22 protein-coding genes, 1 tRNA gene and 1 other RNA gene are annotated in these 26,450 nt (G+C 59.0%); 9 read left to right on the forward strand and 15 right to left on the reverse strand.

Features of this window, described 5'->3' with window-relative positions; translation table 11 throughout:
* Positions 1–17 precede the first annotated feature (17 nt).
* Both pheT and pheS read right to left on the reverse strand, forming a co-directional pair.
* Entirely contained in the window at positions 18–2,672 is a 2,655-nt protein-coding gene (gene pheT, locus BN3002_RS04845; RefSeq protein WP_058236930.1) for a phenylalanine--tRNA ligase subunit beta, read from the reverse strand.
* A gap of 2 nt (positions 2,673–2,674) precedes the next feature.
* Positions 2,675–3,760, reverse strand: coding sequence for a phenylalanine--tRNA ligase subunit alpha (pheS, locus tag BN3002_RS04850; protein WP_058236931.1), 1,086 nt, complete (start codon positions 3,758–3,760; stop codon positions 2,675–2,677).
* Positions 3,761–3,936: 176 nt separating this feature from the next.
* Between pheS and panB the strand changes: the two genes are divergently transcribed.
* Both panB and map read left to right on the forward strand, forming a co-directional pair.
* Entirely contained in the window at positions 3,937–4,791 is an 855-nt protein-coding gene (gene panB, locus BN3002_RS04855) for a 3-methyl-2-oxobutanoate hydroxymethyltransferase (RefSeq protein ID WP_058236932.1), read from the forward strand.
* A 39-nt stretch (positions 4,792–4,830) separates the two neighbouring features.
* On the forward strand, positions 4,831–5,751 hold the full coding sequence (map, locus tag BN3002_RS04860; protein WP_257525473.1) for a type I methionyl aminopeptidase: 921 nt from the start codon (positions 4,831–4,833) through the stop codon (positions 5,749–5,751).
* Between the two features lie 5 nt (positions 5,752–5,756).
* Here map and rnpB read toward each other — a convergent pair.
* The 6 genes from rnpB to orn all read right to left on the reverse strand — a co-directional run bounded on the left by rnpB (position 5,757) and on the right by orn (position 11,106).
* Positions 5,757–6,137: RNase P RNA component class A (gene rnpB, locus BN3002_RS10645), an RNA gene on the reverse strand.
* 152 nt (positions 6,138–6,289) lie between these two features.
* Entirely contained in the window at positions 6,290–7,021 is a 732-nt protein-coding gene (locus tag BN3002_RS04865; protein WP_058236933.1) for a zinc ribbon domain-containing protein, read from the reverse strand.
* Complete coding sequence (locus BN3002_RS04870) at positions 7,018–7,866, reverse strand: Nif3-like dinuclear metal center hexameric protein (RefSeq protein ID WP_058236934.1); 849 nt, start codon at positions 7,864–7,866, stop codon at positions 7,018–7,020. The genes BN3002_RS04865 and BN3002_RS04870 overlap by 4 nt, the downstream gene beginning before the upstream one ends.
* Positions 7,867–7,937: 71 nt before the next feature.
* Positions 7,938–9,620: an energy-dependent translational throttle protein EttA gene (ettA, locus tag BN3002_RS04875; protein ID WP_058236935.1), complete on the reverse strand. Its 1,683-nt coding sequence runs from the start codon at positions 9,618–9,620 to the stop codon at positions 7,938–7,940.
* 181 nt (positions 9,621–9,801) lie between these two features.
* A complete protein-coding gene (locus BN3002_RS04880) occupies positions 9,802–10,299 on the reverse strand; it encodes a single-stranded DNA-binding protein (RefSeq protein WP_082628544.1) in 498 nt (165 codons plus the stop codon).
* A gap of 165 nt (positions 10,300–10,464) precedes the next feature.
* Positions 10,465–11,106 (reverse strand): oligoribonuclease, encoded by a 642-nt coding sequence (gene orn / locus BN3002_RS04885; protein WP_058236937.1) that lies wholly within the window; start codon positions 11,104–11,106, stop codon positions 10,465–10,467.
* 232 nt (positions 11,107–11,338) lie between these two features.
* Between orn and ilvA the strand changes: the two genes are divergently transcribed.
* Together ilvA and BN3002_RS04895 are read left to right on the forward strand one after the other, a co-directional pair.
* Complete coding sequence (gene ilvA / locus BN3002_RS04890; protein WP_227469076.1) at positions 11,339–12,658, forward strand: threonine ammonia-lyase IlvA; 1,320 nt, start codon at positions 11,339–11,341, stop codon at positions 12,656–12,658.
* Positions 12,659–12,724: 66 nt separating this feature from the next.
* Positions 12,725–12,797 (forward strand) — tRNA-Arg (locus tag BN3002_RS04895).
* Positions 12,798–13,309: 512 nt separating this feature from the next.
* On the opposite strand, the gene dcuC is transcribed toward BN3002_RS04895, so the two are convergent.
* The 3 genes from dcuC to rpmF form a co-directional block, all read right to left on the reverse strand.
* The gene (gene dcuC, locus BN3002_RS04900; protein ID WP_058236938.1) at positions 13,310–14,803 is read right to left on the reverse strand and encodes a C4-dicarboxylate transporter DcuC; all 1,494 of its coding nucleotides are present in this window, start codon (positions 14,801–14,803) and stop codon (positions 13,310–13,312) included.
* Positions 14,804–14,920: 117 nt separating this feature from the next.
* Entirely contained in the window at positions 14,921–15,649 is a 729-nt protein-coding gene (locus BN3002_RS04905) for a Type 1 glutamine amidotransferase-like domain-containing protein (RefSeq protein WP_058236939.1), read from the reverse strand.
* 255 nt (positions 15,650–15,904) lie between these two features.
* Positions 15,905–16,081, reverse strand: coding sequence for a 50S ribosomal protein L32 (rpmF, locus tag BN3002_RS04910; protein ID WP_058236940.1), 177 nt, complete (start codon positions 16,079–16,081; stop codon positions 15,905–15,907).
* A gap of 318 nt (positions 16,082–16,399) precedes the next feature.
* Between rpmF and BN3002_RS04915 the strand changes: the two genes are divergently transcribed.
* From BN3002_RS04915 to BN3002_RS04930, 4 genes are all read left to right on the forward strand, one after another.
* The gene (locus tag BN3002_RS04915; protein WP_058236941.1) at positions 16,400–17,041 is read left to right on the forward strand and encodes a YigZ family protein; all 642 of its coding nucleotides are present in this window, start codon (positions 16,400–16,402) and stop codon (positions 17,039–17,041) included.
* A 249-nt stretch (positions 17,042–17,290) separates the two neighbouring features.
* Positions 17,291–18,232: a cysteine synthase A gene (gene cysK / locus BN3002_RS04920; RefSeq protein WP_058236942.1), complete on the forward strand. Its 942-nt coding sequence runs from the start codon at positions 17,291–17,293 to the stop codon at positions 18,230–18,232.
* A 96-nt stretch (positions 18,233–18,328) separates the two neighbouring features.
* Entirely contained in the window at positions 18,329–18,937 is a 609-nt protein-coding gene (gene cysE, locus BN3002_RS04925; protein ID WP_058236943.1) for a serine O-acetyltransferase, read from the forward strand.
* Positions 18,938–19,082: 145 nt separating this feature from the next.
* Positions 19,083–19,601 (forward strand): GNAT family N-acetyltransferase, encoded by a 519-nt coding sequence (locus BN3002_RS04930; RefSeq protein WP_058236944.1) that lies wholly within the window; start codon positions 19,083–19,085, stop codon positions 19,599–19,601.
* A gap of 233 nt (positions 19,602–19,834) precedes the next feature.
* Here the strand turns inward: BN3002_RS04930 and BN3002_RS04935 are convergent, their stop codons facing one another.
* The 4 genes from BN3002_RS04935 to BN3002_RS04950 form a co-directional block, all read right to left on the reverse strand.
* Positions 19,835–21,748 carry a glycoside hydrolase family 183 protein gene (locus BN3002_RS04935; RefSeq protein WP_058236945.1) on the reverse strand — a complete coding sequence of 638 codons (1,914 nt, stop codon included), beginning with the start codon at positions 21,746–21,748 and terminating at the stop codon, positions 19,835–19,837.
* Positions 21,749–21,812: 64 nt separating this feature from the next.
* A complete protein-coding gene (locus BN3002_RS04940; protein WP_058236946.1) occupies positions 21,813–22,727 on the reverse strand; it encodes a carbohydrate ABC transporter permease in 915 nt (304 codons plus the stop codon).
* A 2-nt stretch (positions 22,728–22,729) separates the two neighbouring features.
* A complete protein-coding gene (locus BN3002_RS04945; protein WP_058236947.1) occupies positions 22,730–23,638 on the reverse strand; it encodes a carbohydrate ABC transporter permease in 909 nt (302 codons plus the stop codon).
* A gap of 47 nt (positions 23,639–23,685) precedes the next feature.
* Complete coding sequence (locus BN3002_RS04950; RefSeq protein ID WP_058236948.1) at positions 23,686–25,080, reverse strand: ABC transporter substrate-binding protein; 1,395 nt, start codon at positions 25,078–25,080, stop codon at positions 23,686–23,688.
* Between the two features lie 224 nt (positions 25,081–25,304).
* Between BN3002_RS04950 and BN3002_RS04955 the strand changes: the two genes are divergently transcribed.
* Positions 25,305–26,432, forward strand: a complete 1,128-nt coding sequence (locus tag BN3002_RS04955; RefSeq protein ID WP_058236949.1) for a glycoside hydrolase family 172 protein — start codon at positions 25,305–25,307, stop codon at positions 26,430–26,432.
* Positions 26,433–26,450 lie beyond the last annotated feature (18 nt).

Consider the following 26,450-nt stretch of genomic DNA (forward strand, 5'->3'; position numbering starts at 1 on the left):
CACGATTCGCGCATTCGTTATGCGCGAAGTTGCGCCCCGAGCGTCTTACCTGTGCGAGAAATGATGTCGTTGCGTGTGCGCGTAACCTCATCTGCACTCAGAGTGCGATCATCGGCACGCAGTTTCACAGTGAAGGCCAGCGAGCGGTGACCGTCGGGAACCTGGTCGCCCTCGTAAATGTCAAAGAGGGATACCTCTTCGGCCAGGGCACCTGCCGCCTGGCGAATCACCTGAGCAACGCGGGCAACGGGAATGTCATTGGCGACAACCAGTGCGAAGTCTTCTTTTGCCACCGGGAACGTTGACACGCCGCTCACCTGGATTGGTTCTTCCGCCATATGCGCCACCAGCGCGTCGACGTCCAGCTCCAGTGCGCATGAGCGCTTGGGTAAACCGAATGCCTCACATACACGCGGGTGAAGTTCGCCGGCTCGCGCCACAACAGTCAGAGTCTTGCCGTTGCGGACGAAAACCTGCGCCATCCTGCCTGGATGCCACGGTGCCACTGCGTGCGGGTCACTGCTCGCCTGAGGCATCGGCGGCCCCTTGCGCACGGGGGTAGATTCAGGAAGCCAGCCGCGTGCTGTTTCCACCTTGACGCCCAGTGACTGTGCGACGCGCCAGACGAGGTCGATGGCATCGGCCCAGTCGTAGACGCGGGGCTGCTCGAACACCCCGTTACCTGTGGCATTTCCGCACAAGATTGCTCCCACATGCCACGGCTGCGAGGGAACGCCGGCCTGGAGCTGAGCTTCCACCTCGGCAGAGGGACGCTGCTCAGCGGACGGCAGATCGGATGGAACCGTTCCTGCCGGGCGCACAACCTTCGCAATCTCAAAGACCGCGATGTGGTTCATACCGCGTGACATGTTGCGTCCGGCAACATCGAGCAGCGTGTCCAGGATGCGTGTACGCAGCAGCGGCGCATCGTCGGCCAGCGGATTGCGCAGGCGCACTGCCTGACGGTTCGGGTCATCGGCAGCCAGCTGCTGGCGGTCATGGGCAGCAGTGGACATGAAGGGGTAGGACTCTGCCTCGGTCAGTCCAGCATTGGCCAGGACGCGTGCGACGTCACGGCGAGCCTTCTGCGCCGTGGTCAAGCCGTGTCCAGCGGGGGCTTGCGGCAGGATTGACGGGATCTCATCGTATCCGTGCAGGCGCGCGACCTCTTCGACCAGGTCGGCAGGCCCGGTCAGGTCAGGTCGCCAGCTCGGAGGTGTCACCTGCCATTGGGCCTCGCTGTCCTCGCCATGAACCTGGCAGCCGATTGTTTCCAGCAGTTCGCGAATGCGTGCCGGAGGCAATTCGAGTCCGGTCAGGCGCTGCGTCTCACTCACTTTCATGTCGATCGGTCGAGCTTCGGGCACGGTATTGACCTCGAACACGTGGGGGTCAGCCCGTCCCCCGCCGTATTCTTCAAGCAGCGCGCAAGCCCGGGCAATCGCGACGGGCGGAATCGCCGGATCCGAACCGCGTTCGAAACGCTTCGAGGCTTCAGAGGCCAGGAAGTGGCGTCGGGACGTGCGCGCAATTGAAATGGAATCAAAGTGCGCAGCTTCGAGGACCAGGTCTGTTGTCCCCTCAGTGATTTCAGAGTCGAGGCCGCCCATCACTCCGGCAAGTCCTATAATGCGCGATCCATGCTGGCCTTGTGGAGAATCCGTGATAAGCAGGTCTTCGTCGTTCAGTGCGCGATCTTCACCATCGAGGGTGACGAGATGTTCACCTTCTTCAGCTCTGCGCACCACGATGGGTGCTGCCACAGAACCGAGGTCGTAAGCGTGCATCGGCTGGCCCAGATCCAACATGATGTAGTTGGTGACGTCGACGGGCAGGCTGATTGAGCGCATGCCTGCCATCTCCAGGCGCTCCACCATCCATTTGGGCGTCTGAGCGTGCGTGTCGACGCCGCGCACGATGCGTGTAACGAAGCGGTCGCACCCGACGTGGTCGCGGATCGGGCGCTTGTCCTCAACTTCCACGCTCAAAGCTGAGTCGGAGTGTTCGGGCAGGTCAAGGCCATCGGGCAGACCGGGATCAGTCAGGGTTGCTCCCGTTGAGTGGGAGTATTCGCGCGCCACGCCACGCATGGAGAAGCAGTAGCCACGGTCAGGGGTGACGTTGATTTCGAGGACCTCTTCCCCCAGTCCCAGCAGTGGGATCACATCTGATCCGGGAGCGGGGATCTGGTCGGCATCGAACTTGTCGGTCAGAACGAGGATGCCGTTGTGGTCCTCCCCGAGGCCCAGTTCGCGCTCCGAACAGATCATGCCGTCAGAGATGTGACCGTAGGTTTTGCGGGCAGAGATCTCGAAGGGGCCGGGCAGAACTGCGCCCGGCAGGCTGACGACCACCAGGTCGCCCACATCAAAATTGTGAGCACCGCAGATGATGCCGCGACTGGGCAGGTCAGATGGCTCTTTCCCAGTTCCCGGCTCGTCGTTGTGCTGGCCGACATCGACGCGGCAGTAGTTGATGACTTTGCCGTTGGATTGTTCTTTCGGCTCGCGTGTGAGCACTTTGCCCACGACAAGCGGGCCCGTCACGCGGGCGGGATGAATTGTTTCTTCCTCCAGGCCCACTTTCACCAGCGCTGCGGCCAGTTGCGGAACCGTCACGGAGGCGGGAATTTCTACGTGGTCACGAAGCCACGACAATGGAACCATAGGCATGTTCAGTATCCCCTTCCGTTGAGTCCGAACTGCTGGGAGAAGCGCACGTCTCCCTCGACGATGTCGTGCATGTCAGCGATGCCGTGACGCAGCATGAGCGTGCGTTCAATACCCATGCCGAATGCGAAACCGGAATACTCGTCAGGGTCGACGCCGCAGGCGCGCAGCACGTTTGGGTTGACCATGCCACAGCCACCCCATTCAATCCAGCCGGGGCCGCCCTTCTTCTGCGGGAACCACAGATCCATCTCGGCGCTCGGTTCAGTGAAGGGGAAGAAGCTGGGGCGCAACCGCGTGCGCGCGTCAGGGCCGAACATCTGGCGCGCAAAGTGATCCAGCGTTCCCTTCAGGTGCGCCATCGTCAGGTGGCGATCAACTGCCAGACCCTCAACCTGGTGGAAAACAGGTGTATGTGTCGCGTCGAGCGCGTCGGAGCGGAATACCTTACCGGGGCATGCGACGTAGAGCGGAACACCGCGAGCGAGCATGGAGCGGGCCTGAACTGGCGAGGTGTGCGTGCGCATCACCAGGTGACCGTCATCCTCGTGGTCGCCACCGACGGAGCGGCCATCGACGTAGAGGGTGTCCTGCATCTGGCGAGCCGGGTGGTCAATGTCGAAGTTCAGCGCATCGAAGTTGAACCATTCGTGCTCGATTTCCGGGCCTTCTGCGATGTCCCATCCCATCGACACAAACAGGTCGGCCACTTCCTCCATCAAGGTTTCCAGAGGGTGACGCGCGCCCAGACTCTGGCGCCCGGTCGGCACCGTGACGTCCACGGCTTCCGTCTCCAGCGCGCGGGCTTCCTCTTCGTCGCGCAGCACTGATTCACGTTCGGACAGCGCAGTGGCGAGTTGCTTGCGGGCACCGCCCAGTGTCTTGCCTGCCTGCGCACGGTCAGCGGGGTCCAGTGACCCGATCGTGCGGTTAGCCTGGATCAGGGGTGCCTGATCACCCATCACCTGGGTGCGAACGGTCTTGAGTTGGGCCAGCGAACTCGCCTCACTGATACGCGCCAGCGCATCAGTGACGAGGGCGCTCACCGCTTCACCGTCAAGCGGATTGAGCTCAGGAGCACAGTCAGCCATATCCTGCTTCCTCGGTCGAAATTGACAATCGGTCATACGGGAAAACTCCACGTTTCCTCTTCCCCCATATTAGCCGTCGAAGCGAGTCCGCCCATTCGTCGCCATTGGCTGGACAGTTCACTGAGCGCGATCGCGTGTAAGCCCGGTGCACTGACGAAAGCGTCTAGGCTACAGATATGAGTTCACTTGCGCCCTCCGACGCTGCGGCCGTTGATACGGTCCCCGCGCCGACGAAACCGAAAAAAGTTCGCGTCCACCACCTTGCTCAAGCTAAGCAGCAGGGCCGAAAACTCACGATGTTGACAGCTTATGATGCGCTTATTGCCCCGCTGCTGGATGCGGCAGGTGTTGACATGCTGCTGGTGGGTGATTCCTACGGCAACGTGATGTTGGGGTATGACTCCACGTTGCGCGTCACGTTGGACGACATGGTTCGAGCAACTGCAGCAGTGGCACGTTCCACACGCCGCGCCCTGGTAGTGGCAGACCTTCCGTTCGCAACGTACGAGGCCAGTGCACAGCAGGCGTTTGAATCGGCTTCCCAATTGATGCGCGCTGGTGCCCATGCGGTCAAACTCGAGGGAGGCCGACCGCGCGTGGAAGCTGTCCGACTACTGAGCCAGTCCGGTATTCCCGTCGTCGGACACCTGGGGTACACGCCGCAATCAGAGAACACGATCGGCGGTCCGCGTATGCGTGGCCGTGGCGATCAGCGCGATGCGATGATTGCTGACGCGCTGGCTTTGCAGGATGCCGGTGCGATTGCCGTTGTGTTGGAGATGGTGCCTGACGACGTGGCCACTGACGTCACTGCTGCGCTGGAGATTCCCACTATTGGTATCGGTGCTGGCCCGCACACCGATGGGCAGGTACTGGTGTGGTCGGACATGGTGGGGATGCAGGAATGGGTTCCTTCGTTCGTCCATCGTTTCGCGCAGATCGGGCGTGAGATCACGGCGGCTGCTGCCGAGTATGTGGAAAGTGTGGAAGATGGCACATTTCCTGCTCCGGAGAATTATCACCAGCAGTGACATCCCAGCACTGGTCGGCAAAAGATCTAGGCTAGGGCTATGAGTAGTTCTGACAATTCTGGTCGTATTCCGGCATCTGCCAATGCGCGTCGCGCGCCGCTGGGCAACCTGACTGCCGGACGTATCTCCCCCATGCGCTCGGTGCCTGAGTCGATTGAACGCCCCGAGTACATGTTCCACGATGGCCCTGAAAACGTCACTGCCTCGGATATTAAGGATGCGGACACTGTGGAACGGATCCGCCACGCTGGCCGCATTGCCGCCGATGCGCTTCGTGTCGTGGGTGAGGCGGTTCGCCCCGGTGTGACAACCGATGAGCTCGACCGCATCGGACATGATTTTATTGTCGGTGCTGGCGCCTACCCGTCATGCCTGGGTTACATGGGGTATCCGAAGTCGCTGTGTACTTCCATCAACGAGGTCATCTGCCACGGCATTCCTGATGATCGCCCCCTCGAAGATGGCGACATTGTCAACGTCGATATCACGGCGTTTTACGAGGGTGTCCACGGTGACACCTGCGCCATGTTTGAGGTGGGAAATGTTGATCAGGAGTCGCGTCTGCTCAGTGAGAGGACACGCGAAGCGATGATACGTGGGATCCGGGCGGTCAAACCTGGCCGTGAGATCAACGTGATCGGACGTGTCATTTCGGTGTATGCGAAGCGTTTTGACTACGGCGTGGTGCGCGATTACACCGGACACGGCGTGGGCGAAGCCTTTCACTCGGGTTTGATCATTCCGCACTATGATGCTGCACCACTGTATGACACGGTGATGGAGCCGGGCATGGTGTTCACCATTGAGCCGATGCTGACGCTGGGCACTGTCGAATGGGAGCAGTGGGATGATGACTGGACTGTTGTCACGGCCGATCGTTCCCGCACCGCGCAGTTCGAGCACACGATCGTGGTGACCGAAGATGGCGCCGACATTTTGACACTGCCGTCGGACGCGTGAGAGTGCAGATGAGCCGGCCTGTACGCCGGGTTCTGTCCTGCTGACCGAAGTCGGCAGCGGCGACCATTCCTCTAGGACCAGTGTTGCCACTGGCCTCAAGCAACCTACCCGCAAGCGTGGAGCGGGCCGCTCGTACTTGCTGCTCGGTTTTGCTCCGGGTGGGGTTTACCTAGCTAGACCAGTCACCTGGCCTACTGGTGGGCTCTTACCCCACCTTTTCACCCTGACCGCTGGTGCGAAGTGTTCTTCGCGCCAGCGGCGGTCTTGTTTCTGTGGCACTTTCCCGCGGGTTTCCCCGGGTGGCTGTTAGCCATCACCCTGCCCTGTGGAGCCCGGACGTTCCTCGTCACCGCATCACGCGGTGCCGCGGCCGCCCGGCCGACTCATCTGCATCCTCGAGTCTACGACGCGCGCGGCGCCAGGGCCTACTTCGATCGGTGTGATTTTCAGGGGACGGCGTGCTGTCGGGTGATATCGTGCGGGGGCGGGGTGGAATAGCGTGCGGTCAGGCAAGAACCGCGCGTGGCCGGGGCGACGTTTAGGCGTCGGTTCGCACCACTATCTGGCCGGTGTCGACGCACCAGTACACCTCGTCTGCGGGCAATGCATTTATCTGCTGCAGCTCGGCGGGCGAAATTTCGCCGGTGGCTCCTGTGACGACGCCGCCTCGCACCTCCACGATGGCGAAGGGGCTGTGCCGCTGCCAGACCGAGTCGTATTCGGCGATGAGGTCAGAGGGCAGCGAGTCATTCAGGTCAGCTCTCTTGCACTCCAGGTCAGCCAGTTCGAGGTCAGATTGCGCGTTATCATCTTCGAACTGTTTCTTGGTTGCTTCCACGTCCTGCGTCAACGCCTGCGCTTCGCGGATCATGTCGTCTTGTGCTTTTTGGGCAGCTTCGAGGCGTTCTTCAACTTCAAGTTGGTCTTCTTCGAGGCTGTTGAGCCGGGTGCGCATCTGGGCGATTTCGTGTTCCATTGCGTTAATGTCGCGCAGGGGAACTTCATTGCGTTCGATGCGTCCTTCCTGGGCACTCTTGCGTGTGTTGACTCGCTCAATGTCCGCTTCGATGCGCGCCACGTCACGTTTCGTGTCGGCTATCACTGCACTCTGGTTGATCGCAGCACGCTTGAGGTCCTCTGCCCGTCCGGCAAGTTCACGCAGCTTGGCGTGCGCCGGGTGTGTGTCACGCTGGTGTCGCATCTTCATGATGGCGCGATCCAATGACTGCAACTCGAGTAGCGAGCGTTGATCTTCAGGTGATGCCTTCACTGAGTTCCTCCGGTTGTCTGCATGTGAGCCGTCCATGGTTCTGTCACTATGGTAGACGCTGTGATGTCGACGGAGACGTTGTCCGCCTCGGCTTGCTCGCTGAGTCGTTGCGCGAGCACCGGAACCCACGGCCATTCGGTCGCCCAATGGGATCCTGAGATCAGTGCAGGCGCTCCGCCTTCGAGGTGTTCGGACGAGGGGTGGTGGCGCAGATCAGCGGTGACGAACACGTCGGCACCGGATGCGCGTGCCTGCTCAAGCAGGGAATCACCTGCACCGCCTGACACCGCCACACGCGCGACGGTTGATTCCAGGTCTCCGCCCACGAACAGGCCGTGCGGACCGGCAGGCAATGCAGATGCCACTCGCTGCGCAAATTCACGCAGGGTCACCGGATCTATTGTTCCGACGCGCCCCAGTCCCACCGAGCGGCCGTCGCGGTCACGTCCCGAGGGGTCCAGCGGCTGCGTGCGTTCCAGTCCCAGCAGGTCTGCCAAAGCATGCGCGACTCCCCGATAGGCGATGTCGGCATTGGTGTGGGCGTTGAACAGTGCGCACTCGCCACGTACGAGTGTGGCGACGACGCGCCCTTTCGGGTCGCTTTCAGGTAGGAACGACACGCCTCGCAGATACAGCGGATGATGTGTGATGATCATGTCGATCTCATTGCTCACAGCTTCGTCGATTACCGCTGCCACGGGATCAACGGCAATGAGAACGCGGCGCACCTCGCGTGAGGGATCTCCCACAATGAGGCCTACCTTGTCCCACTCTTGTGCCGTTTCGGGTGGATACCACCGATCCATCACAGTAACGACATCGCTCACAGTCCACGTTGTAGTCATGGAATTACCCTAAGCGTGTTCGCATGCGATGTGCACAAGGTGGGACGAGGTGTGTCAGTTTGACGCTCTCCTCAGTCGCGCGTGAGACGACGGTGCGTGACGCGGTGCGGGCGGGCTGCATCAAGACCAAGACGCTCCACCTTGTTGTTCTCGTAGGATTCGAAGTTTCCTTCGAACCAGTACCACTTCGCAGGGTTTTCTTCCGTGCCTTCCCACGCGAGGATGTGCGTGGCAACGCGGTCGAGGAACCAACGGTCGTGGGTGACAACCACCGCGCACCCGGGGAATTCGAGCAGCGCGTTTTCCAGTGATCCAAGTGTTTCCACATCGAGGTCGTTGGTCGGCTCATCCAACAGGAGCAGGTTGCCGCCCTGTTTAAGCGTGAGCGCCAGGTTCAAGCGGTTGCGTTCACCACCGGAAAGCACGCCTGACGGCTTCTGCTGGTCCGGTCCCTTGAATCCGAATGCGGACACGTAGGCTCGCGACGGCATTTCAACGTTGCCGACTTCCAGGAAGTCGAGGCCATCTGAGACAACCTCCCACACTGATTTGTCCGGATCGATGCCCGCACGGTTCTGGTCGACGTATGAGATCTTGACGGTCTCACCGATCCTGAGGTCTCCCCCGTCCAGCGGTTCAAGCCCAACAATGGTCTTGAACAGAGTTGTCTTGCCCACACCGTTCGGACCGATCACACCGACGATTCCGTTGCGCGGCAGTGAGAACGACAGGTCATTGATGAGGACACGGTCACCGAAGCCCTTGTGCAGATTGTTTGCCTCGATCACGATAGAGCCCAAACGAGGCCCTGGCGGGATCTGAATTTCCTCAAAGTCAAGCTTGCGTGTGCGCTCCGCTTCGGCAGCCATCTCTTCGTAGCGTTCCAGACGGGCTCGTGACTTGGCTTGGCGTCCCTTGGGATTGGAACGAACCCAGTCGAGCTCTTCACGCAGCCGCTTGGCCAGTTTCGCATCCTTCTGTCCCTGGACTTTCAGGCGTTTTTCCTTCGTTTCCAGGTAGGTGGAGTAGTTGCCCTCATAGGGGTAGAGGTGACCGCGGTCCACTTCAGCGATCCATTCGGCTACGTGGTCAAGGAAGTAGCGGTCGTGGGTCACTGCGATCACCGCGCCGGCATACGTGGACAGGTGCTTTTCCAGCCACTGCACGGACTCGGCATCCAAGTGGTTCGTTGGCTCATCCAGCAGCAGCAGCTCAGGAGCTTCGATCAGCAGACGGCACAGCGCCACGCGACGACGTTCCCCACCGGAAAGAACCTTCACATCCTGATCGGCAGGCGGGCAGCGCAGTGCGTCCATGGCCTGCTCCAGCTGGGAGTCGATATCCCACGCGTTTGCAGCGTCGATCTCACTTTGCAGCTTGCCCATTTCTTCCATGAGCGCATCAAAGTCGGCGTCCGGTTCAGCCATCTCCTCAGAGATCTTGTTGAAACGCGCGAGCTTGTCGAACGTTTCCCTGGCACCCATCTGCACGTTTTCCAACACGGTTTTCGTGTCGTCGAGTTGGGGTTCCTGCTCGAGGATGCCCACTGTGTAACCGGGTGTCAGACGTGCTTCGCCGTTGCTTGGCTCATCCAGACCCGCCATGATCTTGAGGATCGATGACTTTCCAGCACCGTTAGGACCAACCATGCCGATTTTCGCTCCGGGGAAGAACGACATGGATACGTCATCAAGAATGATCTTGTCGCCATGAGCTTTGCGCGCTTTGATCATTTGGTATATGTACTCAGCCACAGTTCTCCATTTCAAGAAGGGACTCGTCAACTTCGTGTCACTCCATGCTACGGCACGAAGCCCACCCACGGTCAACGTGAGATAACCCGAAATGGCTGATTTTCACCACAAGCGCACTGCCCGCCGATTCGCCGCATTGAGGCAGCTCCCTGCATACAGTGCCCCGTTCGCACCGCCTCCCTTACACCGCTGCCGTTACCATCTGGGCCGCTGGAGCATCTGCTGCGACCGCATCGCCGCCATCATCGCGCGAGGTCCGGATCTGAAGGTTTCCCGTGCCTCCGTCGTCACGTTCTGCTTCTCCCTCTGGCCGTGATTCCTTTGGCCTATCGAAGTGCGACCACCCGTAGTTCAGGTCGTGCCCGGCGCTGTGCGCCACAATAACCAGTTCGCTCTTAACCTCACCCGCCGCATCCTTCCACGCATTAACGCTGGGCCGTCCAGTCAGCACGATGGGATGCCCCTTGGCAAATGAGGTCGACATATTATGCGCGAGCTTGTCCCATGCGCGGATCGTGTACCACTGGGGTTCCTGCTCATCGAATTCTCCCCGATCGTTGATGCGCCAACGCGGTGTGGCAAGCCGGAAACGTGTGGTCGTTCGTCCCGTCGCAGTCCTGATTTCCTTCACGTCCGTTCCGATGCGTCCGCGTAATGTCACTGTCATATTCGCGCTCATGAATTGTCCTTTCGTGTTATCGGCCCTGTGCCGTAGGACAATCCTCACCGCGCCAGGCCCTCGTCCAAAGGCTTCGCGGGCAATCTGTGGACACACACTCAGCCCGCCGCATCCCTGTGGACAACGGCGGGCTGGCAGTGAACTGTGGATAGGGCGTTCCCCTCGTCAATTCTGCTGGGCGGCACCCTCGACAATGCCCAAAGCGGCAACCTCGCCGGCAATCTTCTGGGCGTCTTCGCGACTGGGTCCCTGGTCAGAAGGGAAAAGTGCGCGACGGTAGTACTCAAGTTCCTGGATGGATTCACGAATGTCGGCCAGTGCGCGGTGGCCCCCATGCTTCTCAGGTGAGCACTCGTAAACGCACGGGTACCAGCGCTTGGCGAGTTCCTTGATGGAGGACACGTCGATAATGCGGTAGTGCAGGTGGTCGATGACGCGTGGCATGTTCGCGCTCAGGAACAGGCGATCCATGCCGACCGTGTTCCCCGCCAGCAGGGCGCGACCCGACACAGGGACGAACTTCTTGATGTAGTCCAGGACGATGCTCTCGGCTTCCTCCATCGACGCGATGCCGTCCTTGAGCTCGTCAAGCAGGCCGGATTGTGTGTGCATGTTGCGCACATAGTCGTCCATGTGATTCAGCGCCTCCTCAGAGGGCTGGATCAGAATGTCGATTCCGGGGTCCACGACGGTCAGGCTCGCGTCGGTGATCACGACCGCCACTTCGATCAGGGCGTCATGCGCCACGTCAAGACCGGTCATTTCGCAGTCGATCCACACCAGTGGATTCTTCAGTTGCTTCGTCATGTCTCCCAGTGTAGTGACCCGCGCGGGAATGCGGGTGACTAGCTTGGGTGTGCGGATGGTCAAGCGGACGCTCAGGGCCACAGGGACCGTCCGGATTGTCGAGGGAAACGAGGGCGACTGCCGCGACCTGCTGCGGAGTGTCGTACACGTGGACAGCCTCTCCGAATCGGCACACAGGTGAATACACTGAGTTCACGAACAACGTATACACGCAGATGGAAGGAGCGTTGCCGTGGCATCATCTCAGCACGTACCGCCACATTCAGAACTCAACGACACATCGACAGTGACGCTCAATGACATTATGCGTGCCAGCCTGTCCCTGAAAGACGTCGTCAAGCACACGCCGCTGGATGTGTCGGAACGGTTGACGCAGGAACTGGGCGTGCCCGTCTTGCTCAAGCGTGAGGATCAGCAGGTGTGCCGCTCATTCAAAGTGCGCGGCGCGTACGCGAAGATGAGTGCACTGAGCGCGCAGTCGCGTCAACAGGGTGTGGTGTGCGCTTCGGCCGGTAACCATGCTCAGGGTGTGGCGTTCGCATGCGCGCACCTGAACGTACGCGGCACCATCTATCTGCCGTCGACCACGCCGCGTCAGAAACGTAAACGTATCGCCGCCATCGGAGGCGAATGGGTGGAACAGGTCATCGTGGATGGCGGTTTTGACCGTGCGAACGCTTTGGCGACGGAGGCTGCGCGCGTCACGGGACGCGAATATGTCCACCCCTACGATGATCCAGGAACAATCGCGGGCGGAGGCACCATCGGTGTCGAACTGGCCGAGCAGATCCCTGCTGACACGTCCTGCGTGCTGGTGCCTGTCGGGGGCGGTGGCCTCATCGCGGGGATTGCGACAGCGCTCAGCCATCTGCGACCTGACGTGCGTGTCATTGGTGTGGAGCCGTACGGCGCTGCCTCGATGCAGCGCGCCTTTGACGAGGGTGGTCCTACCGCGCTGGATCGTGTTGATTCCTTTGTTGACGGGACCGCTGTCGGGACGGTGGGAACCTTGCCGTTCCAGCTGGCGCAGGAAAACGTGTCCTCTCTTGTGTCGGTGCCCGAAGGGGCCGTGTGCACGGAGATGGTGTCTCTGTATCAAACTGACGGCATCATTGCTGAGCCTGCGGGGGCGCTGGCCAGCACGGCTGCTCGCACGTTGCTGACCGATCCGAAACGGCGCGCTGAGCTCACGGGCAGCGATGAGGGATCCATTGTCTGTGTCGTGTCCGGTGGCAACAATGACTTGAGCCGTTATGCGGAAGTGGTGGAACGCTCGCTGCGTCATGAGGGGCTGCGGCACTATTTTGTTGTGACCTTCCCGCAGCAGCCGGGTGCGTTGCGCCTGTTCCTGTCAGAAGTGTTGGGTCCAGGTGATGACGTGGTGCATTTCGAGTATACGAAGAAGAACAATCGTGAGACCGGGCCTGCGTTGGTGGGGATCGATCTGAGCGATCCGGCAGACATTGAACGGCTGCGCACACGGATGGAAGCCTCTCCCCTGCATGTCGAAGAAGTTGCTCCGGATTCGGAGATTTTCCGTCTGCTGGTGTGAAGTGAGACCACTTCACCTGCCTGTATTCACACCCGAGGGTGCAGGCACGCTATCCTTATGCGAGTAGCCCCCGTAGCTCAATGGATAGAGCAAAGGCCTTCTAATCCTTAGGTTGCAGGTTCGAGTCCTGTCGGGGGCGCATTTCGTGAAGCGACTGGTAGTGCCGACACCAGTTCAGCTGGCGTGTTGTACGACAGACAATGTGCGTCAACCGGTCAAGGTAAACGAAGGGGCTTTTCGTCAACCGGTCAAGGCAAGAGACCACTACTGCCCCGTCTCACTATTCAAGATCCGCATAATAGTGCGGGAAAGTCACTGTCGCTGATAAGTGTTCAGTCCGAATCGTCCGCTCATACCTTGACTGGTTGATTCCAGACCGCGCGATGACCTTGACCCGTTGACTCCTACCTTGACCGGTTGACTGGCACTCGCTTCACTGACTGTAACCAGGGCACTGCTACCTCGATCCGATGATGTCTACCTCGACCTGTTGAATCCTGCCACAATCAGTTTGATAAGCCGCGTTCTCATACATGCGCTAAGCGTGTTCAATGCACGTGGACAGCACACGAACAGGGGGCCTGCTCTCTGCGGCCGGATTACCAATCCCGCCGCGTGGAGCAAGCCCCCTGAGTGAGCCAGTCTCACCGCTTATGCGTGAATGAACAGGAACGAGAAAATCACGTTCAGAACTGTTGCGGCGATCATCGGAACCGCTGTGCGCTTGACCAGTTCAATCGGATTGACGTTAATGGCGCCCGACACGATCAGGACTGCAGCGCACACAGGCGACACCTGACGCATCAGGTTTGACGTTGCCCACATCGAGTTCAGCATACGAATGGGCAGCACACCACCGCTTTCGGCCAAGTGAGGGACAACCTCGGAGAAAGCGAAGTACGGAGCGGTACCAGACCCCGTCAGGGTAGACAGCAGCGCGACCGACACGACAAAGATCAAGATGATCAATGCCGCAGCGCCGCTTGAACCTTCCGTCGCATCAGTCAGCATCTTGATGACACCAAGCTGCGTGATACCTTCCACCAGAATTGCGGCGGCGACCAGCAGCGCAACCACGCCGCCCGCTGCCTCACCCATACCGGTGAAGAAGTTCTTACCCGCATCGATCGCCTTGTTCAGTGAACGCAGGCGGATAGCCTCGACAATCATCGCAATGAACAGGGAGACAACGGTGACAGGCAGGATGCCAGCCTCAAACGGGATGACACCCAGACGATTCAGAGCCGCTGAAATGATGATGAGCAGCAGTGGCAGCAACGGCAACAATGCGTAGAACCACGGCAAGTTGGCTGCACGCTTGAGGGCATCCTGGATCGTTGCTTCTGAGGCACTGTTCGATGCGCCCGACGCAAATTTCTCACCCTTCTTCGCAGCCTTCATTTCAGCTCCGGTCGCACCGGTCGCTGCGACAATGCCAGCAGCCACGTCAGCACGTTTGCGTGCATCAACCAGATCGCATCGACGCTGCCACCACATATGAATGAAAGCCGTGATCAGCAGTGTCGGAATCGTCGCTAACGCCACATGGCCAAACACGTACTGCGTGACAGGCATACCAACCAGGTCAGCGCCCTGGATCAGGCCCGCTTCCAGCGGCGTCGGGACAATGGTCGACGACGTCACCACAATTGCGCCCACCGTCAGCGGCGTCAATCCTGATGCCACCAGCGCCGGCAACAGCGTGGCGATGAGCAGCAGCGACAGGGATGCGGCCGACGGCACCACCAGAGACAAGATGTTGCCCAGGATGAAACCGATGGGGATCAGCCAATATGAGCCGTGCAAAGCCCTGAGGGGTTTCGACAAGATGACGACGGCTTTGGCATCTGCGCCGATGTACCGCATGTAGGATACGAAGCCGAACAGCACCATGATCGCCATACCGATTCCGGTGAAGCGATTGGCGAAGATCGATTCGACTATCTGCAGCTCGTCGTAGAACGCATTGCCAGTGGCTTCAATTTCGCGTGTTGCGTTATCGATCTTGCCCATCGCTGCAGCGATCATCATGAGCACGATGCCGACGGTGAAAATTGACGCAGCCGGATGTACCTTCTTGATCACCAGGTATCCGACCGCAGCAATGCCCGCCAGAGCAATAACAATCACGAGGAAAGCAATCATGCGGACCCTTTCTTTCAAATGTTTTACATGCCAAAGCGGCATCACCCGTGCGGTGCCGCCGTGGGGACGAGTCGCACTGTATCAGTGGACAGACCCAAAACTGTGATGATGATGTAATTAATCAGCAAGACGGCGAGGCGTGAGTTGTTCTTCGACAACCTCATCCCCGTCCTTGAACGTGTGCCAGCCGTAGACCTCGTCCCGATCCGACACCACTTCGACAAGTTCCGTATCGCGGTAGACCAGGCCGATCCCGTTTTCTGACGAGTAGGCATCAGTGAAGTCACCCTCGGCCACCATGCGCTGCAGGAGTTCACGACGCTGCGGGTTCACTCCGTAGTGCACGCCGTTGCCGTAGGGAAGGAAGCCGAGGCCATCGGTTACGGGACGCAGGTCCGGCCCGAATGAATCCGTGGCTCCGCCGATGTGCCAGCACATTGATCCGGCGGACACGCCAGCCAGAACAATGCCTTTCTCCCACGCTTCGCGCATGACCTCGTCCAGTCCGTGTGCGCGCCACACTGCCAGCAGGTTCACCACCGATCCCCCGTCAACCCAGATGACGTCCTGGTCCAGGAGGTATTCGCGAGGGTCGTCGACATTCGGCATCATGAAACAGGTCAACGGGTTAAGCTGCCACCCGCGCAACCGCGCCGCCTCCATGCGTTCAGCGATTCGCGCCTTCTGGTCACCGCACGCCGTGGCGAGGTAGCCGATCTTCGGTGCCCGCCCTTCGACGCCTGCCAGCTCCACTGCGTATGCGGCAAGAGGACCATATTCAACGTCGCACCGCCGTCCCGGATGATATGTGCCTGACGTGCCCACAATAAAGCGCTCTCGAGTCATCCCTCACCTCTCAGATTCTTCATGCCGCCGCTGTGATGTGCGGCCACAGGCACCGGATTGCCGTGCTGTTCTTATGTTAACGGAAAGACACGTCCTGTCTGAGTGTTCGGCTGATCCTTCTGGGCACGCACAGCGCATGGATCAGCAGCGTTGCATCATCCACGGCGGCAGCGATCGTACACACAACAAAAGACCCGGACACCTCGCGGGGTGTCCGGGTCCTCACGTCATCGAGTGACGCGTAAGAAAAATGTCTCAGTCGAGATCGTCGACGCTGAGCAAGCCCTTCTTGTACGCCTTCGCCAGGCGACGGGGCACGCGAATCTCACGACCGGCAACCTTCAGATTGTCGAGCTGGGTGAGATCAGCCTTCCATGCTGACCGGCGAGTGCGGGTGTTCGCTCGGGACATCTTGCGTTTGGGAACTGCCATGGCCCTACCGCTCCTCTTTCTACATTCGTGGACATCACTACCGGCAATAACTGTGCCATGCCTGCTGACAAAATGCCAGCTGCTGACTCCAGTTTCGCTGTGATTTCACTCGCGTACCGGCAACCCAAAAACTCTAGCACGCCAGGGGCGTGACTTTCTTCCCTCTTTGTAGGACTTTGCCCACATTTGTGCCCTCCACTCCCCTCGTAATTGTCGTAATTGACGAGGACAACCATGCGCCGCTGCTGCGTGCCGACACGATAGAGTGACAGCATCATCAATGGAACCACGAGCAAGCGGAGGGGTGACACAGATTCCGTGAACGATATCCGAACGCTTCGTGCGGGAACGCTGATCACCCATGAAATCGAGATCAAACGCTCACGCTTCATCGCCACTCTGGCCCGCGCCGACACCGAAGATGAAGCGCGCGCACTCATCGACATGGTCCGTTCGGAGCACCCACAGGCACGACATAACTGTTCGGCCTACCTCATCAGTGCGGATGGCCGAAACGCAATCCAGCATTCCTCTGACGACGGGGAACCATCGGGCACAGCCGGCACGCCCATGCTCGAAGCCCTCAAAATGTCTGACACGTGGAATGTGACAGCTGTCGTCACCCGTTATTTCGGCGGAGTGCTGCTGGGTGCGGGAGGCCTCATTCGCGCGTATTCGTCGGCGGTGAGTGAGGCACTGGCCCGCGCACCTCACGTGGTCATCAAGACTCTCAACATTGCTCGCATCACTGTCGATCCCAATGATGCCGGTAAGTTCCAGTCGGAGCTGCACAGCGCGAATGTGCCGATTGTGGGCAGCACGTGGGATGCGCGTGTCCACCTCGACATCGCCGCCACTGACGACGACATCGAGCAGTGGGGAGACCGCGCGATGGTTCTGACCCACGGGCAGGCCAGCGTTCACGTAACGGGACGAACTCGAATAGAAGTGGACGCATGAGACAAAAGGCCGTACAGTGTCGCATGTGATTCACACAGCAACGAACCAGATGAACGCGACACAGGTCGCGCGGCGTTGCGTGCACGCAGTTTCTGCGTGCTTTTTCTGTATCTGCACGGCGGAGTGTCTCTAGGGCGAATAGCCTTCTCCGTACGTCTGTGCGTACTGCTGTTCGCCCGCATGGTGATTGAACCAGCCCATTTTTCTTCTTCTTTCCTTCCTGACTTTTTCTCTATGGAGTGATTTTTCATGACCGCTATCGCCGCAAACGTCACTGAACTCATTGGCCGCACCCCCCTCGTCGCTATCAATCGCCTCGCGGGCGACAACGCCCACGTCATCGCAAAAGTAGAGGCGTTCAACCCTGCGTCATCTGTCAAGGACCGTATCGCTGCCGCCATCATCGACGCTGCCGAGGAATCGGGCGCCCTCAAGGAAGGCGGAACCATCATCGAGGCCACCTCAGGCAACACGGGTGTCGCACTGGCAATGGTGGGCGCCTCGCGTGGTTACCACGTGGTCATCGCAATGCCCTCGTCGATGAGCATTGAGCGCCGCCTGCTGATGAAAGCCTTCGGCGCTGAACTGGTGCTGACCGACCCGAAGGACGGCATCTCCGGTGCCGTGGCCGCAGCCGAGAAGATTCGTGACGAACGTGAAGGCTCAATCATCGCCTCACAGTTCACCAACCCTGCCAACCCGCAAATACACCGCGTCACAACCGCGGAAGAAATCTGGGCGGATACCGACGGCACGGTGAATATCGTCGTTGCCGGAGTTGGAACTGGCGGCACGATCTCAGGTGTGGGCGACGCGCTCAAACAGAAGAACCCTGATATCCAGATCATCGCCGTGCAGCCCGCTGAATCCCCTATGCTGACCGGTGGCGCAAGTGGCCCCCACGGAATCCAAGGAATTGGACCGAACTTCGTGGCCGACACTTATAACGCGCAGGTCGTCGATGAGGTGATAAATATCGACACCCCCACTGCTCTCACCTTTGCCCGCCGCGCCGCTGCTGAAGAAGGCCTGCTTGTCGGCATTTCCTCGGGTGCTGCTCTGGCTGCAGCAGCCCAGGTTGCTGAGCGTGCTGAAAACGCCGGTAAGAACATCGTGGTCGTGTTGCCTGATACGGGCGAGCGATACCTGTCAACTGCGCTGTTTGAAGATCTGCGCGACGACAACGAGTAATACTGATACTGATCGGTCTCACGTGTGGGTGGCACGAGCGGTGTGCTCCTGTCACCCGCACTGGGGATCTCGGCCACTGATTGAATAAGAGGCATCATGGCACTTTCTCCCTCACGTGCGCTTAAGCTTCTGCGAGAGGACCTCGACACTGCGCTCAAACGTGACCCAGCTGCACGATCGCGCACTGAAGTGGCGTTGACCTACCCTGGTGTGCACGCCCTGTGGAGTCACCGTGTTGCGCACGCACTGTGGCAGCGCAATGTGCGTATACCGGCTCGCCTGATTTCCTCTTTCGCCCGTGTCATGACTGGAGTTGATATCCATCCGGCCGCGCAGATCGGCCATCAGGTTTTCATTGACCATGCGACCGGTGTCGTGATCGGCCAGACGACTGAAGTGGGCGACGACGTCGTGATCTTCCATGGTGTCACGCTGGGCGGTGTGTCGATGAGTCCGGGGAAGCGTCACCCCACAGTGGGGCACCATGTCATGATCGGTGCGGGCGCAAAAGTTCTGGGCCCGATCACCATCGGTGACAATTCAAAGGTGGGGGCGAACGCCGTGGTGACCCGCGATGTTCCGGAATGTTCGGTGGCCTTAGGGGTTCCGGCCAGGTCGCATCCTTCCCCCGAATCGGTGGAAGAGCCCGATGATGAGCTGATTGTGGATCCGAACTCCTACGTGGATCCATCCCTGCTGATTTAACCAAGGTTTCTCGGCCTCCGCGCTGCGCTTCCCCCTCGGCCCACACCGCATGTCGCACGCGCTCACGTCAATGCGTGTGACACCGGAGGTGACGTCACCTGCCAAAATACCCACAAACGTGCGCCAGGTCACGTAGGCTAAGGGCATGACGAAGCGAACGTTGCAAGCTTCTTTGAATACGTTGGCCGATGTCGATCAGCCCCAGGGCGTCCAGCTTGCCACCCTCACGAGGTACGACATCCCAGCGTTGGCATCGCTCCATGTCATCGCCTATGGAGCGCCCTCCACTGCGGAGAACCTGTGGGAATCAACGGATGAAATGCGTCTGTATTTTGAAGGTGCGTTTGGTCAGCCTCGTGACGACTCGTTCATCGGCGCGTGGCGTGACGGAAGCCTGGTGGGAGCGATCCTGTGCGTCACCGATGTTGTGTGGGATGATGCTCCGCGCGGTCCGTTCGTCATTGACTTGATTGTTGATCCTGAATGTCGTCGTGAAGGCATTGCAACGGTGCTCATTGCCGAGCTTGCCCGCCGTTGCGCGTCGTGGGGTGAAAATGACTTGTCCTTGCGCCTTGATCTGAAATCCGCGCCCGACGCGCAGAAGTTCTACGACGCACTCGGTTTTGTGGAGGTCAACGCCGAATCGGACGATTCCGCGTCCTAGGTCCTCCCCTGCTCGCTGCAGACGCCTGTCTACCCCGCTTCTCTACCGGCTTTCGTCCGTCTTCTATTTTGCATGGGCCTGTATGCCCGAGCTAGCTCCGGCTTGCATCCATGACCACTGCGGGTCACCGCACCTAGACGCCCTAACACGATTGACGAGGGCGACCCATCCGATGTTCGGTGCACACCACCAGTGCGTGAGTCGCCCTCGTCAATGTCGTATTCAGCTGAACATTACCTAGCCTGTCGGCGCCTTGCTGCAACCAAGGAGAGCCCACCAATCAGGCTGATTCCAACAAGTGCGGGCACGAGGCTTCCGACTGTGGAGCCGGTACGCGCAACCGTTGCCTTGTAGCCGGCTTGAGCGGATGCCGCTCCTGCCTTACCCCCGTTGCCGTTTTCTGGCCGGTTCACGTCGCCACCAAGATTGCCCTCGCCCTTTCCACTACCGGCATCGGCGTTCCCGCCCTCGTCTTTACCCGCATCGGCATCGGCGTTTGCATCACCATCTGCAGGCTTGGTGTCGGACTTACTCGGTCCAGTGGCCTTCAGAGACAAGCTATCCATCTGCACCCACTGGTCAGCAGTAGGGGCAGCGTCCACGAAAATATCGATCTGGCTGTTGCTTCCCGAGTCGAATTCCACAACAAAGCGCGTGTATCCGGCCAAGTGTGTGAATTCCTGAGAGGCAAGAACCTGTCCGCCTGGACCGGTTTGACGCGCACCCACCGTTCCCTTGTCAGTGCGCTGCGGGTTGTCAGGACCAGTCGTCACGAACGCTGTCATCTTGTAGTGAGTGTTGCGTGTGACGGTTACTGTCTGGGAAAGCTCCAACGTGCCTTGGTTGTTCCGCATCCATGCCTGGTGTTCTGACCCATATGCCCAATCCGGCTTGCCATCAAGACCGCAAGGTCCGTGGCATTGCCAATGGGGACTCATACCGCCATTCTCTACGCGCTCAAAACCGGGGTCCTTAACGAGGTTCGGGTGGATCACATTGCCATTCTTATCTACCTCGAATGCCATCTGGAAAATGTTGTAGGAGCCCCAGATTGACATGGCGAAATGCACTTCTGAACCTGAATTCCACGGGTGCATGTACGGTGCATACATTCCGGGATAATCCAGTGAGGTTGCCACTACTGTCTTGTCTGACCACGGGCCTTCCGGACGATCTGCCAGACGGTACACCACGTCAAAGATTCCCGCTTCGTCTGAATCAGTGGTGTACATCAGCATCCACTTGTTCAGGTAAGAGTTGTACTGCAAAGACAGTTCCGTCGTCGGAGCTTCAACGATGTCGACCGCGGCACCCTCGTCGGCACCCCACTCGCTGCCGTTCCAGTACTGGTACGCATCCTTTTCGAGGATCTTGTTCTCATCAACCCTGGCGATGCGGATGGCACCGAAGCGACCATTCGGCGTGCCCATCATGTAGACGAAGCCATCGCCTTGACCGTGAGCAAAGCCCACCATCTGAAAGTTATTGGACCACTTGTCATCGTTGGTCCACTGCGGGCCGTCGGTCGTATTCCAGGTTTCTCCCCCGTCATCGGAGTACGCGATACGGGAATAGTTCGTGAACCATTCTCCGGGGACGCCCCACTTATTGACGGACATGAACGCCAAATACTGCCGGCCGCCCACCGCGATGCCGCCGGTGGGAATAGTGGTGTGCTCGGTTTCAGGGATCTTGAGCGAGGGAATGATCTCCCGCGCTTTTCCGTTCTCATCGACCACGGCAGAATCGAACAGGATTCCGTCTTCAGCGAAGTTCCTGGTGGACGAACGCAGCAGTGCATTCGAACGCCAGTCTTCTCCGCCGCCACCATTGCCGCTCCATTCGCCGAAGGTGTCACCAACAGCGAATAACACATGACCGTGTCCGTCATCCCACATGATTCCAAGGTCGGTTCCCTGGATTTTCATGGTCTGGGCGGTGTTTGTAAAACCTTTAGCACCTGTCAGCTGAGCGACAACGCGTGCAGCCGAAGGATGAGCGTATGGCTTCTCCGCCTCGGGTGCGGCTGGATCGGCAGCGCACGCTGTTCCTGCCAGACACAGCGCGCCGGCGCATGCGCAGGCAGCAATGATTGCTCCTCGTCGAGTGAATAAGCAGCGCCCTGGTGGTGAGCTAGACTCACGCATAGCGTGTCCTTTCCTTGGATGGGTGTGTCGGCCGTGACCGTCGTCCTCATCGATGAGGACGCTCCTACTTCAGACCGGACATTTTGATGTTGCCAATGATCTGGCGCTGGAAAATAAGGAAGATGATGATCACTGGCGCCGCTGACAGGACAGAGCCCGCCATGAGTAAACCCAGTTCAGAGGTACGTTCCGAGCGGAACGTCGCAAGGTATTGCTGGAGCTGGTACTTCTCCGGGGACGTGATGGTCAGAATCGGCCACACGTATGCATTCCAGTATCCCAGGAAGGACGTGATGCCCATGACGACGAACGGAGGCTTCGACAGGGGCAGGAACAGACGCACGAAAATCTGGAAACGCCCGCACCCATCCAGCATGGCTGCCTCTTCGAGGGATGAGGGGATCGACAGGTAGAACTGTCGGATAAAGAAGATCATTCCCGCGTTCGCGATACCGGGAATAACCAGAACGGCCAGAGTATCCAGCATGCGTAACTTCGTCACAACGATGAAGCTGGTCAGCAGAATCGTCATACCCGGAATGAACATCGTCGTGATCATGACGACCCACAGGATTTTCTTGAAGCGGAACTCCAGGCGTGCGAACGCATAGGCAGCAAGTGAGTTGACGGTCAGGCTGGCAGTCATGAAGAGCAGCGCACCCAGAAGCGTCCACAGCAATGCGCGGATGAACGTGGGATCCTGCGCGATGCGCGCGTAGTTTTCCCAGTGCCACACTTCGGGGAAGAACTGGAAGGGGGTCTGAACAACTTCGGTCTTTGCCTTGAATCCTGCGATGACCATCCACAGCAGGGGGAACAGTGCAGCGAAGATGAAGATCGCACCGAACAGGCCTTTGATCAGGATGACCGGCCACCATTGTTTCCGGTGGAACTGCGGTGCTGCTGCCTGTTCTTTCTTCGTGGAGTCCGATGTCTCCATTGCGGTGCTGACACCCGTCGACGTTGACATTACTGACATGATTAATCCACCAGCTTCTCGGAGTTCACGAATTTGAAGATCAGTGCGGAGAGGGTTCCCAGAACCAGGAACATCAGCAGGGCTGCTGCAATCGAGTAGCCCACGTTCATGTCTCCGCGGAAGTGATTGAAGATGAACAGGTTCGGTGTGGTTGTCGAATCCAACGGCCCGCCGCCGGTCATGACCAGCGGGAGCTCGTACTGTTGGATCGCGCCGATAATGCCTGTTACCAGCAGATACAACCCCACATTCTTCATCTGCGGCAATGTGATGTAGAAGGTCTTTTGCCACCAGTTCGCTCCCTCGAGCGAGGCGGCTTCGTAGAACTCGCTGGGGATGTCAATCATGGCTGCCACCATGATCAGGGATGTGAGGCCCATTCCCAGCCAGATTGCCGGGACTGCGATGGCCAGAAGCGCCCACTGGGGGTCACCCAGCCATGCGATTGGTTCAACTCCGAAGAACCCGAGGAACCAGTTCAAAATGCCGCCGGAGTAGTCATAGATCAACACGAAGATGATCGAGGTAATAACGCCGGAAATAATGGTCGGCAGATAGATGCTGACCTTCAACGTGTCAGCAAATCTGCGCGACACAGATACGACAAGACTGGAAAAGAGGAATGCGAGAACCAACGTGGTGGGCACGGTGAACAGAACGAACATGAAACCGCGTTTAATGGCGGCGATAAACAGCGGGTCCTTGAGGACGTCCGTGTAGTTCTTGAACGCAACGAATACTGCGGGCTTGTAAAAGCTCCAGTCCTGGAATGACAGGTACGCTGCGTAAATTGCTGGCCACACCACGAAGATCCCGAGCAGCACAAAGGCGGGAAGGATCAAGAGGTATGCGAGTCGTCCATCACGGAAACGGAACTTCTTTGAGTCCTTCCGCACCTTTGTACTGGACATCGGGATTCCTTTCTTCAGCCTGGGAACAGTCCTATGACAGGGCTGAGTTACTTATCGCCGGGAGCAGGTGCTTTCTCGGGAAGGCTCTCACGATCGATCACGGTCTGGATCGCCTTCTCAGCAGTGTCGATCGCCTGGTCAGCGGTCGCGGCACCCTTCATCACGGTCTCCATCGCCGTGCCGACTGCCATCGAGACATCCCACGGGTAGGCAACGCTTGGAATGGCATCGGGAGCAATCTCAGTCATGATGACGTCTGACCACGGAGCGGACTTGGCCTCTTCAGTGGCGGCCACGCCTTCCTGAACGTCGTCGCGCGGAGGAATCTTGGTGAACTGGGTGGCAACATAGAACGGAACGAGGTTCTCAACGTCTCCGGCCAGAACCCATTCGAGGAACTTGCCTGCTTCTTCAGGGTGCTTGGCCTTTGCGTCAACAACCCACTTGAAGTCACCCAGTGTGGTGGTGGTTCGTCCCTCTCCGTTCGGTGAGCTCGGGAACAGGCCCAGACCCGTGTTCGTCAGCATGTCCTGGTAGTCGGAGCCAACCTCGGACATCATCCAGGAACCGGACACCTTGTAGGCCACCTTCTTTTCACCGAATTCCTTGGCTTCCAGGTAGCTGCCCAGAGGCTGCTTGGCCATGTAGCCGTTGTCCCACAGATCCTTGTAGAACTGCATGAGGTCACGGTAGCCCTGGTCGTTGATGTTCGGTGCGCTCCAGTCATCGGTCAGTGCGTTGTGTCCGGAAGCATTGAACTGCTGGCCCACAGATGCCCAGGCGAATGTGCCGGCATCAGATGCCGGGGAAATGCAGTACTGACCATCCGACAGGGTTGGCTGAATCTTCGCGCAGTTGTCGAGCAGATCCTGCCACGTCTTCGGTGCCTGCTCAGCGTCAAGGCCGGCAGCGGAGACCATTTCCTTGTTCCAGAACAGCACTGTCTGCGGCTCCAGAACCAGCGGGTATGCGTAGTAAGTGCCATCAATCTGGGAAACCGAACGTGCCAGGTCGGTCATCTTGTCCAGGCCTTCCTTGGACACGATCGAATCCAGATCGTGGAACTGAGCGGCATTCACGCCGTCATTGAGCGGTCCGGCGAAGGTGTAAATGTCGGGACTCTTGTTTGCTGCCTGCGCCGACTTCATCTTCTGATCCCACGCGTCGGCCGGTACTTCGGTGTCGACTACGGTGATCTCGTCCTGCGCTTCGTTGAACTTCTGAACGATGTTCTTGTACCACTCATTTTCCACGGGGGTGAATGTGCGGTGCCAGAATTCAATGGTCGTGCCGCCCTCGGATGATGACCCCGAGGCTGCTGCGCCGCTTTCTGAACCTGCGGGTTCACCTGGCGTTCCCGAGCCACATCCTCCTACGAGAACAGATGCCAAGGTGAACGACGCAATCCCTGCCCACGCCCACCTGCTCTTTCCTGAATTCATGGTGTCTCCTCTTCGATATGACTCAACGTTGAGTCCGTTAGTCCTATCTCGCGTTGTGATGATCTTTGAGCATTCCACCAGTGGAAAACTCGCTGATTATGGCACCTGGAAGCCAATGGCTAATTGACCCTGACTACCTGGTGCTCTACACTATACAGTAATCGATTACAACTCGTGAAATTTCGACACACATTGTGATATTTTCTCAGGAAAGGCGATCAACGATGCTCTCCCCCTTGACAGGTCTGACCACAATTCGCAACGTAGCCACTCGCTCCATCTCTCCGGAAAACTTCGACGGCACACCTGGGGATGGCGGCCGTGCGACCGAGGGAACCGGTGCGGAATGTGCACGCGACCTGGGACCCACGTGGAAGATCTCCCCCAGTATCGACGTTCCGGCTCGCGGCACATTCGAGCTGGCCAACATCTCAGGTGCCGGATGCATCACTCATATCTGGATGACCGCTCACACCTCACTGTGGCGTCGCCTGGTCTTCCGCTGCTACTGGGACGGCAGTGACGAACCTGCCGTTGAGGTGCCCTACGGCGACTTCTTCTGCAATGGCTGGTCCGTGTTCTCGCAGGTTAATTCTGTTCCGATCGCCGCCAACCCGCACGGTGGTTTCAACTCCTACTGGCCCATGCCGTTCAAGTCCGGTGCTCGCCTGACACTGGAGAACACCTCCGACGAGGATGCCCGCGTCTACTACCAGATCACCTACGACATTGACGAGGGTGACTCATCCGCCGCTGACGGCGCAGCCGCCAAGGATGATATCGCCTACTTCCATGCGCAGTGGCGCCGCTCCAACCCCCTGCCGACGCTCACCACACACCCGATTCTGGAAAACATCGAGGGCCAAGGGCACTACGTGGGCACCTACATCGCATGGTCAGTCAATGACAATGGCTGGTGGGGCGAAGGCGAAATCAAGTTCTACATGGACGACGACACTGACTATCCCACGATCTGTGGCACCGGCACTGAGGATTATTTCGGTGGTGCCTGGAACTTCGATGTCCCCGGCCGCGGATACACGACGTTCTCCACGCCGTATTTGGGAATGCCGCAGGTCATCCGCCCCGATGGCCTGTATATCGCCAATCAGCGTTTCGGAATGTACCGCTTCCATATTCAGGATGCAATCCACTTCTCCAAGGGACTGCCGCGCGTCGACATTCAGGCTTTGGGCTGGCGTTCAGGTGGCCGCTACCTGCCGCTGCATGACGACATCGCCTCGACCGCCATGTTCTACCTGGATCGTCCGGTCACGAACCGTCCCGAGGCGCCGACCTACGATTCCATGGAGGTCCACCTGGGAGCAGCTCCGGCCACTGACCTGGCCTAGTGTCATAGCCTTCCTGTC

Source organism: Actinomyces ihuae, assembly GCF_001457875.1.
Classification (GTDB): domain Bacteria; phylum Actinomycetota; class Actinomycetes; order Actinomycetales; family Actinomycetaceae; genus Pauljensenia; species Pauljensenia radingae_A.

Coding starts and splice junctions, on each gene's coding strand:
- pheT (WP_058236930.1), bottom strand. CDS start 2,672: ATGCCTATGGTTCCATTGTCGTGGCTTCGTGACCACGTAGAAATTCCC.
- pheS (WP_058236931.1), bottom strand. CDS start 3,760: ATGGCTGACTGTGCTCCTGAGCTCAATCCGCTTGACGGTGAAGCGGTG.
- panB (WP_058236932.1), top strand. CDS start 3,937: ATGAGTTCACTTGCGCCCTCCGACGCTGCGGCCGTTGATACGGTCCCC.
- map (WP_257525473.1), top strand. CDS start 4,831: ATGAGTAGTTCTGACAATTCTGGTCGTATTCCGGCATCTGCCAATGCG.
- BN3002_RS04870 (WP_058236934.1), bottom strand. CDS start 7,866: ATGACTACAACGTGGACTGTGAGCGATGTCGTTACTGTGATGGATCGG.
- BN3002_RS04880 (WP_082628544.1), bottom strand. CDS start 10,299: ATGAGCGCGAATATGACAGTGACATTACGCGGACGCATCGGAACGGAC.
- orn (WP_058236937.1), bottom strand. CDS start 11,106: ATGACGAAGCAACTGAAGAATCCACTGGTGTGGATCGACTGCGAAATG.
- dcuC (WP_058236938.1), bottom strand. CDS start 14,803: ATGATTGCTTTCCTCGTGATTGTTATTGCTCTGGCGGGCATTGCTGCG.
- BN3002_RS04905 (WP_058236939.1), bottom strand. CDS start 15,649: ATGACTCGAGAGCGCTTTATTGTGGGCACGTCAGGCACATATCATCCG.
- rpmF (WP_058236940.1), bottom strand. CDS start 16,081: ATGGCAGTTCCCAAACGCAAGATGTCCCGAGCGAACACCCGCACTCGC.
- cysK (WP_058236942.1), top strand. CDS start 17,291: ATGACCGCTATCGCCGCAAACGTCACTGAACTCATTGGCCGCACCCCC.
- cysE (WP_058236943.1), top strand. CDS start 18,329: ATGGCACTTTCTCCCTCACGTGCGCTTAAGCTTCTGCGAGAGGACCTC.
- BN3002_RS04930 (WP_058236944.1), top strand. CDS start 19,083: ATGACGAAGCGAACGTTGCAAGCTTCTTTGAATACGTTGGCCGATGTC.
- BN3002_RS04935 (WP_058236945.1), bottom strand. CDS start 21,748: ATGCGTGAGTCTAGCTCACCACCAGGGCGCTGCTTATTCACTCGACGA.
- BN3002_RS04940 (WP_058236946.1), bottom strand. CDS start 22,727: ATGTCAGTAATGTCAACGTCGACGGGTGTCAGCACCGCAATGGAGACA.
- BN3002_RS04945 (WP_058236947.1), bottom strand. CDS start 23,638: ATGTCCAGTACAAAGGTGCGGAAGGACTCAAAGAAGTTCCGTTTCCGT.
- BN3002_RS04950 (WP_058236948.1), bottom strand. CDS start 25,080: ATGAATTCAGGAAAGAGCAGGTGGGCGTGGGCAGGGATTGCGTCGTTC.
- BN3002_RS04955 (WP_058236949.1), top strand. CDS start 25,305: ATGCTCTCCCCCTTGACAGGTCTGACCACAATTCGCAACGTAGCCACT.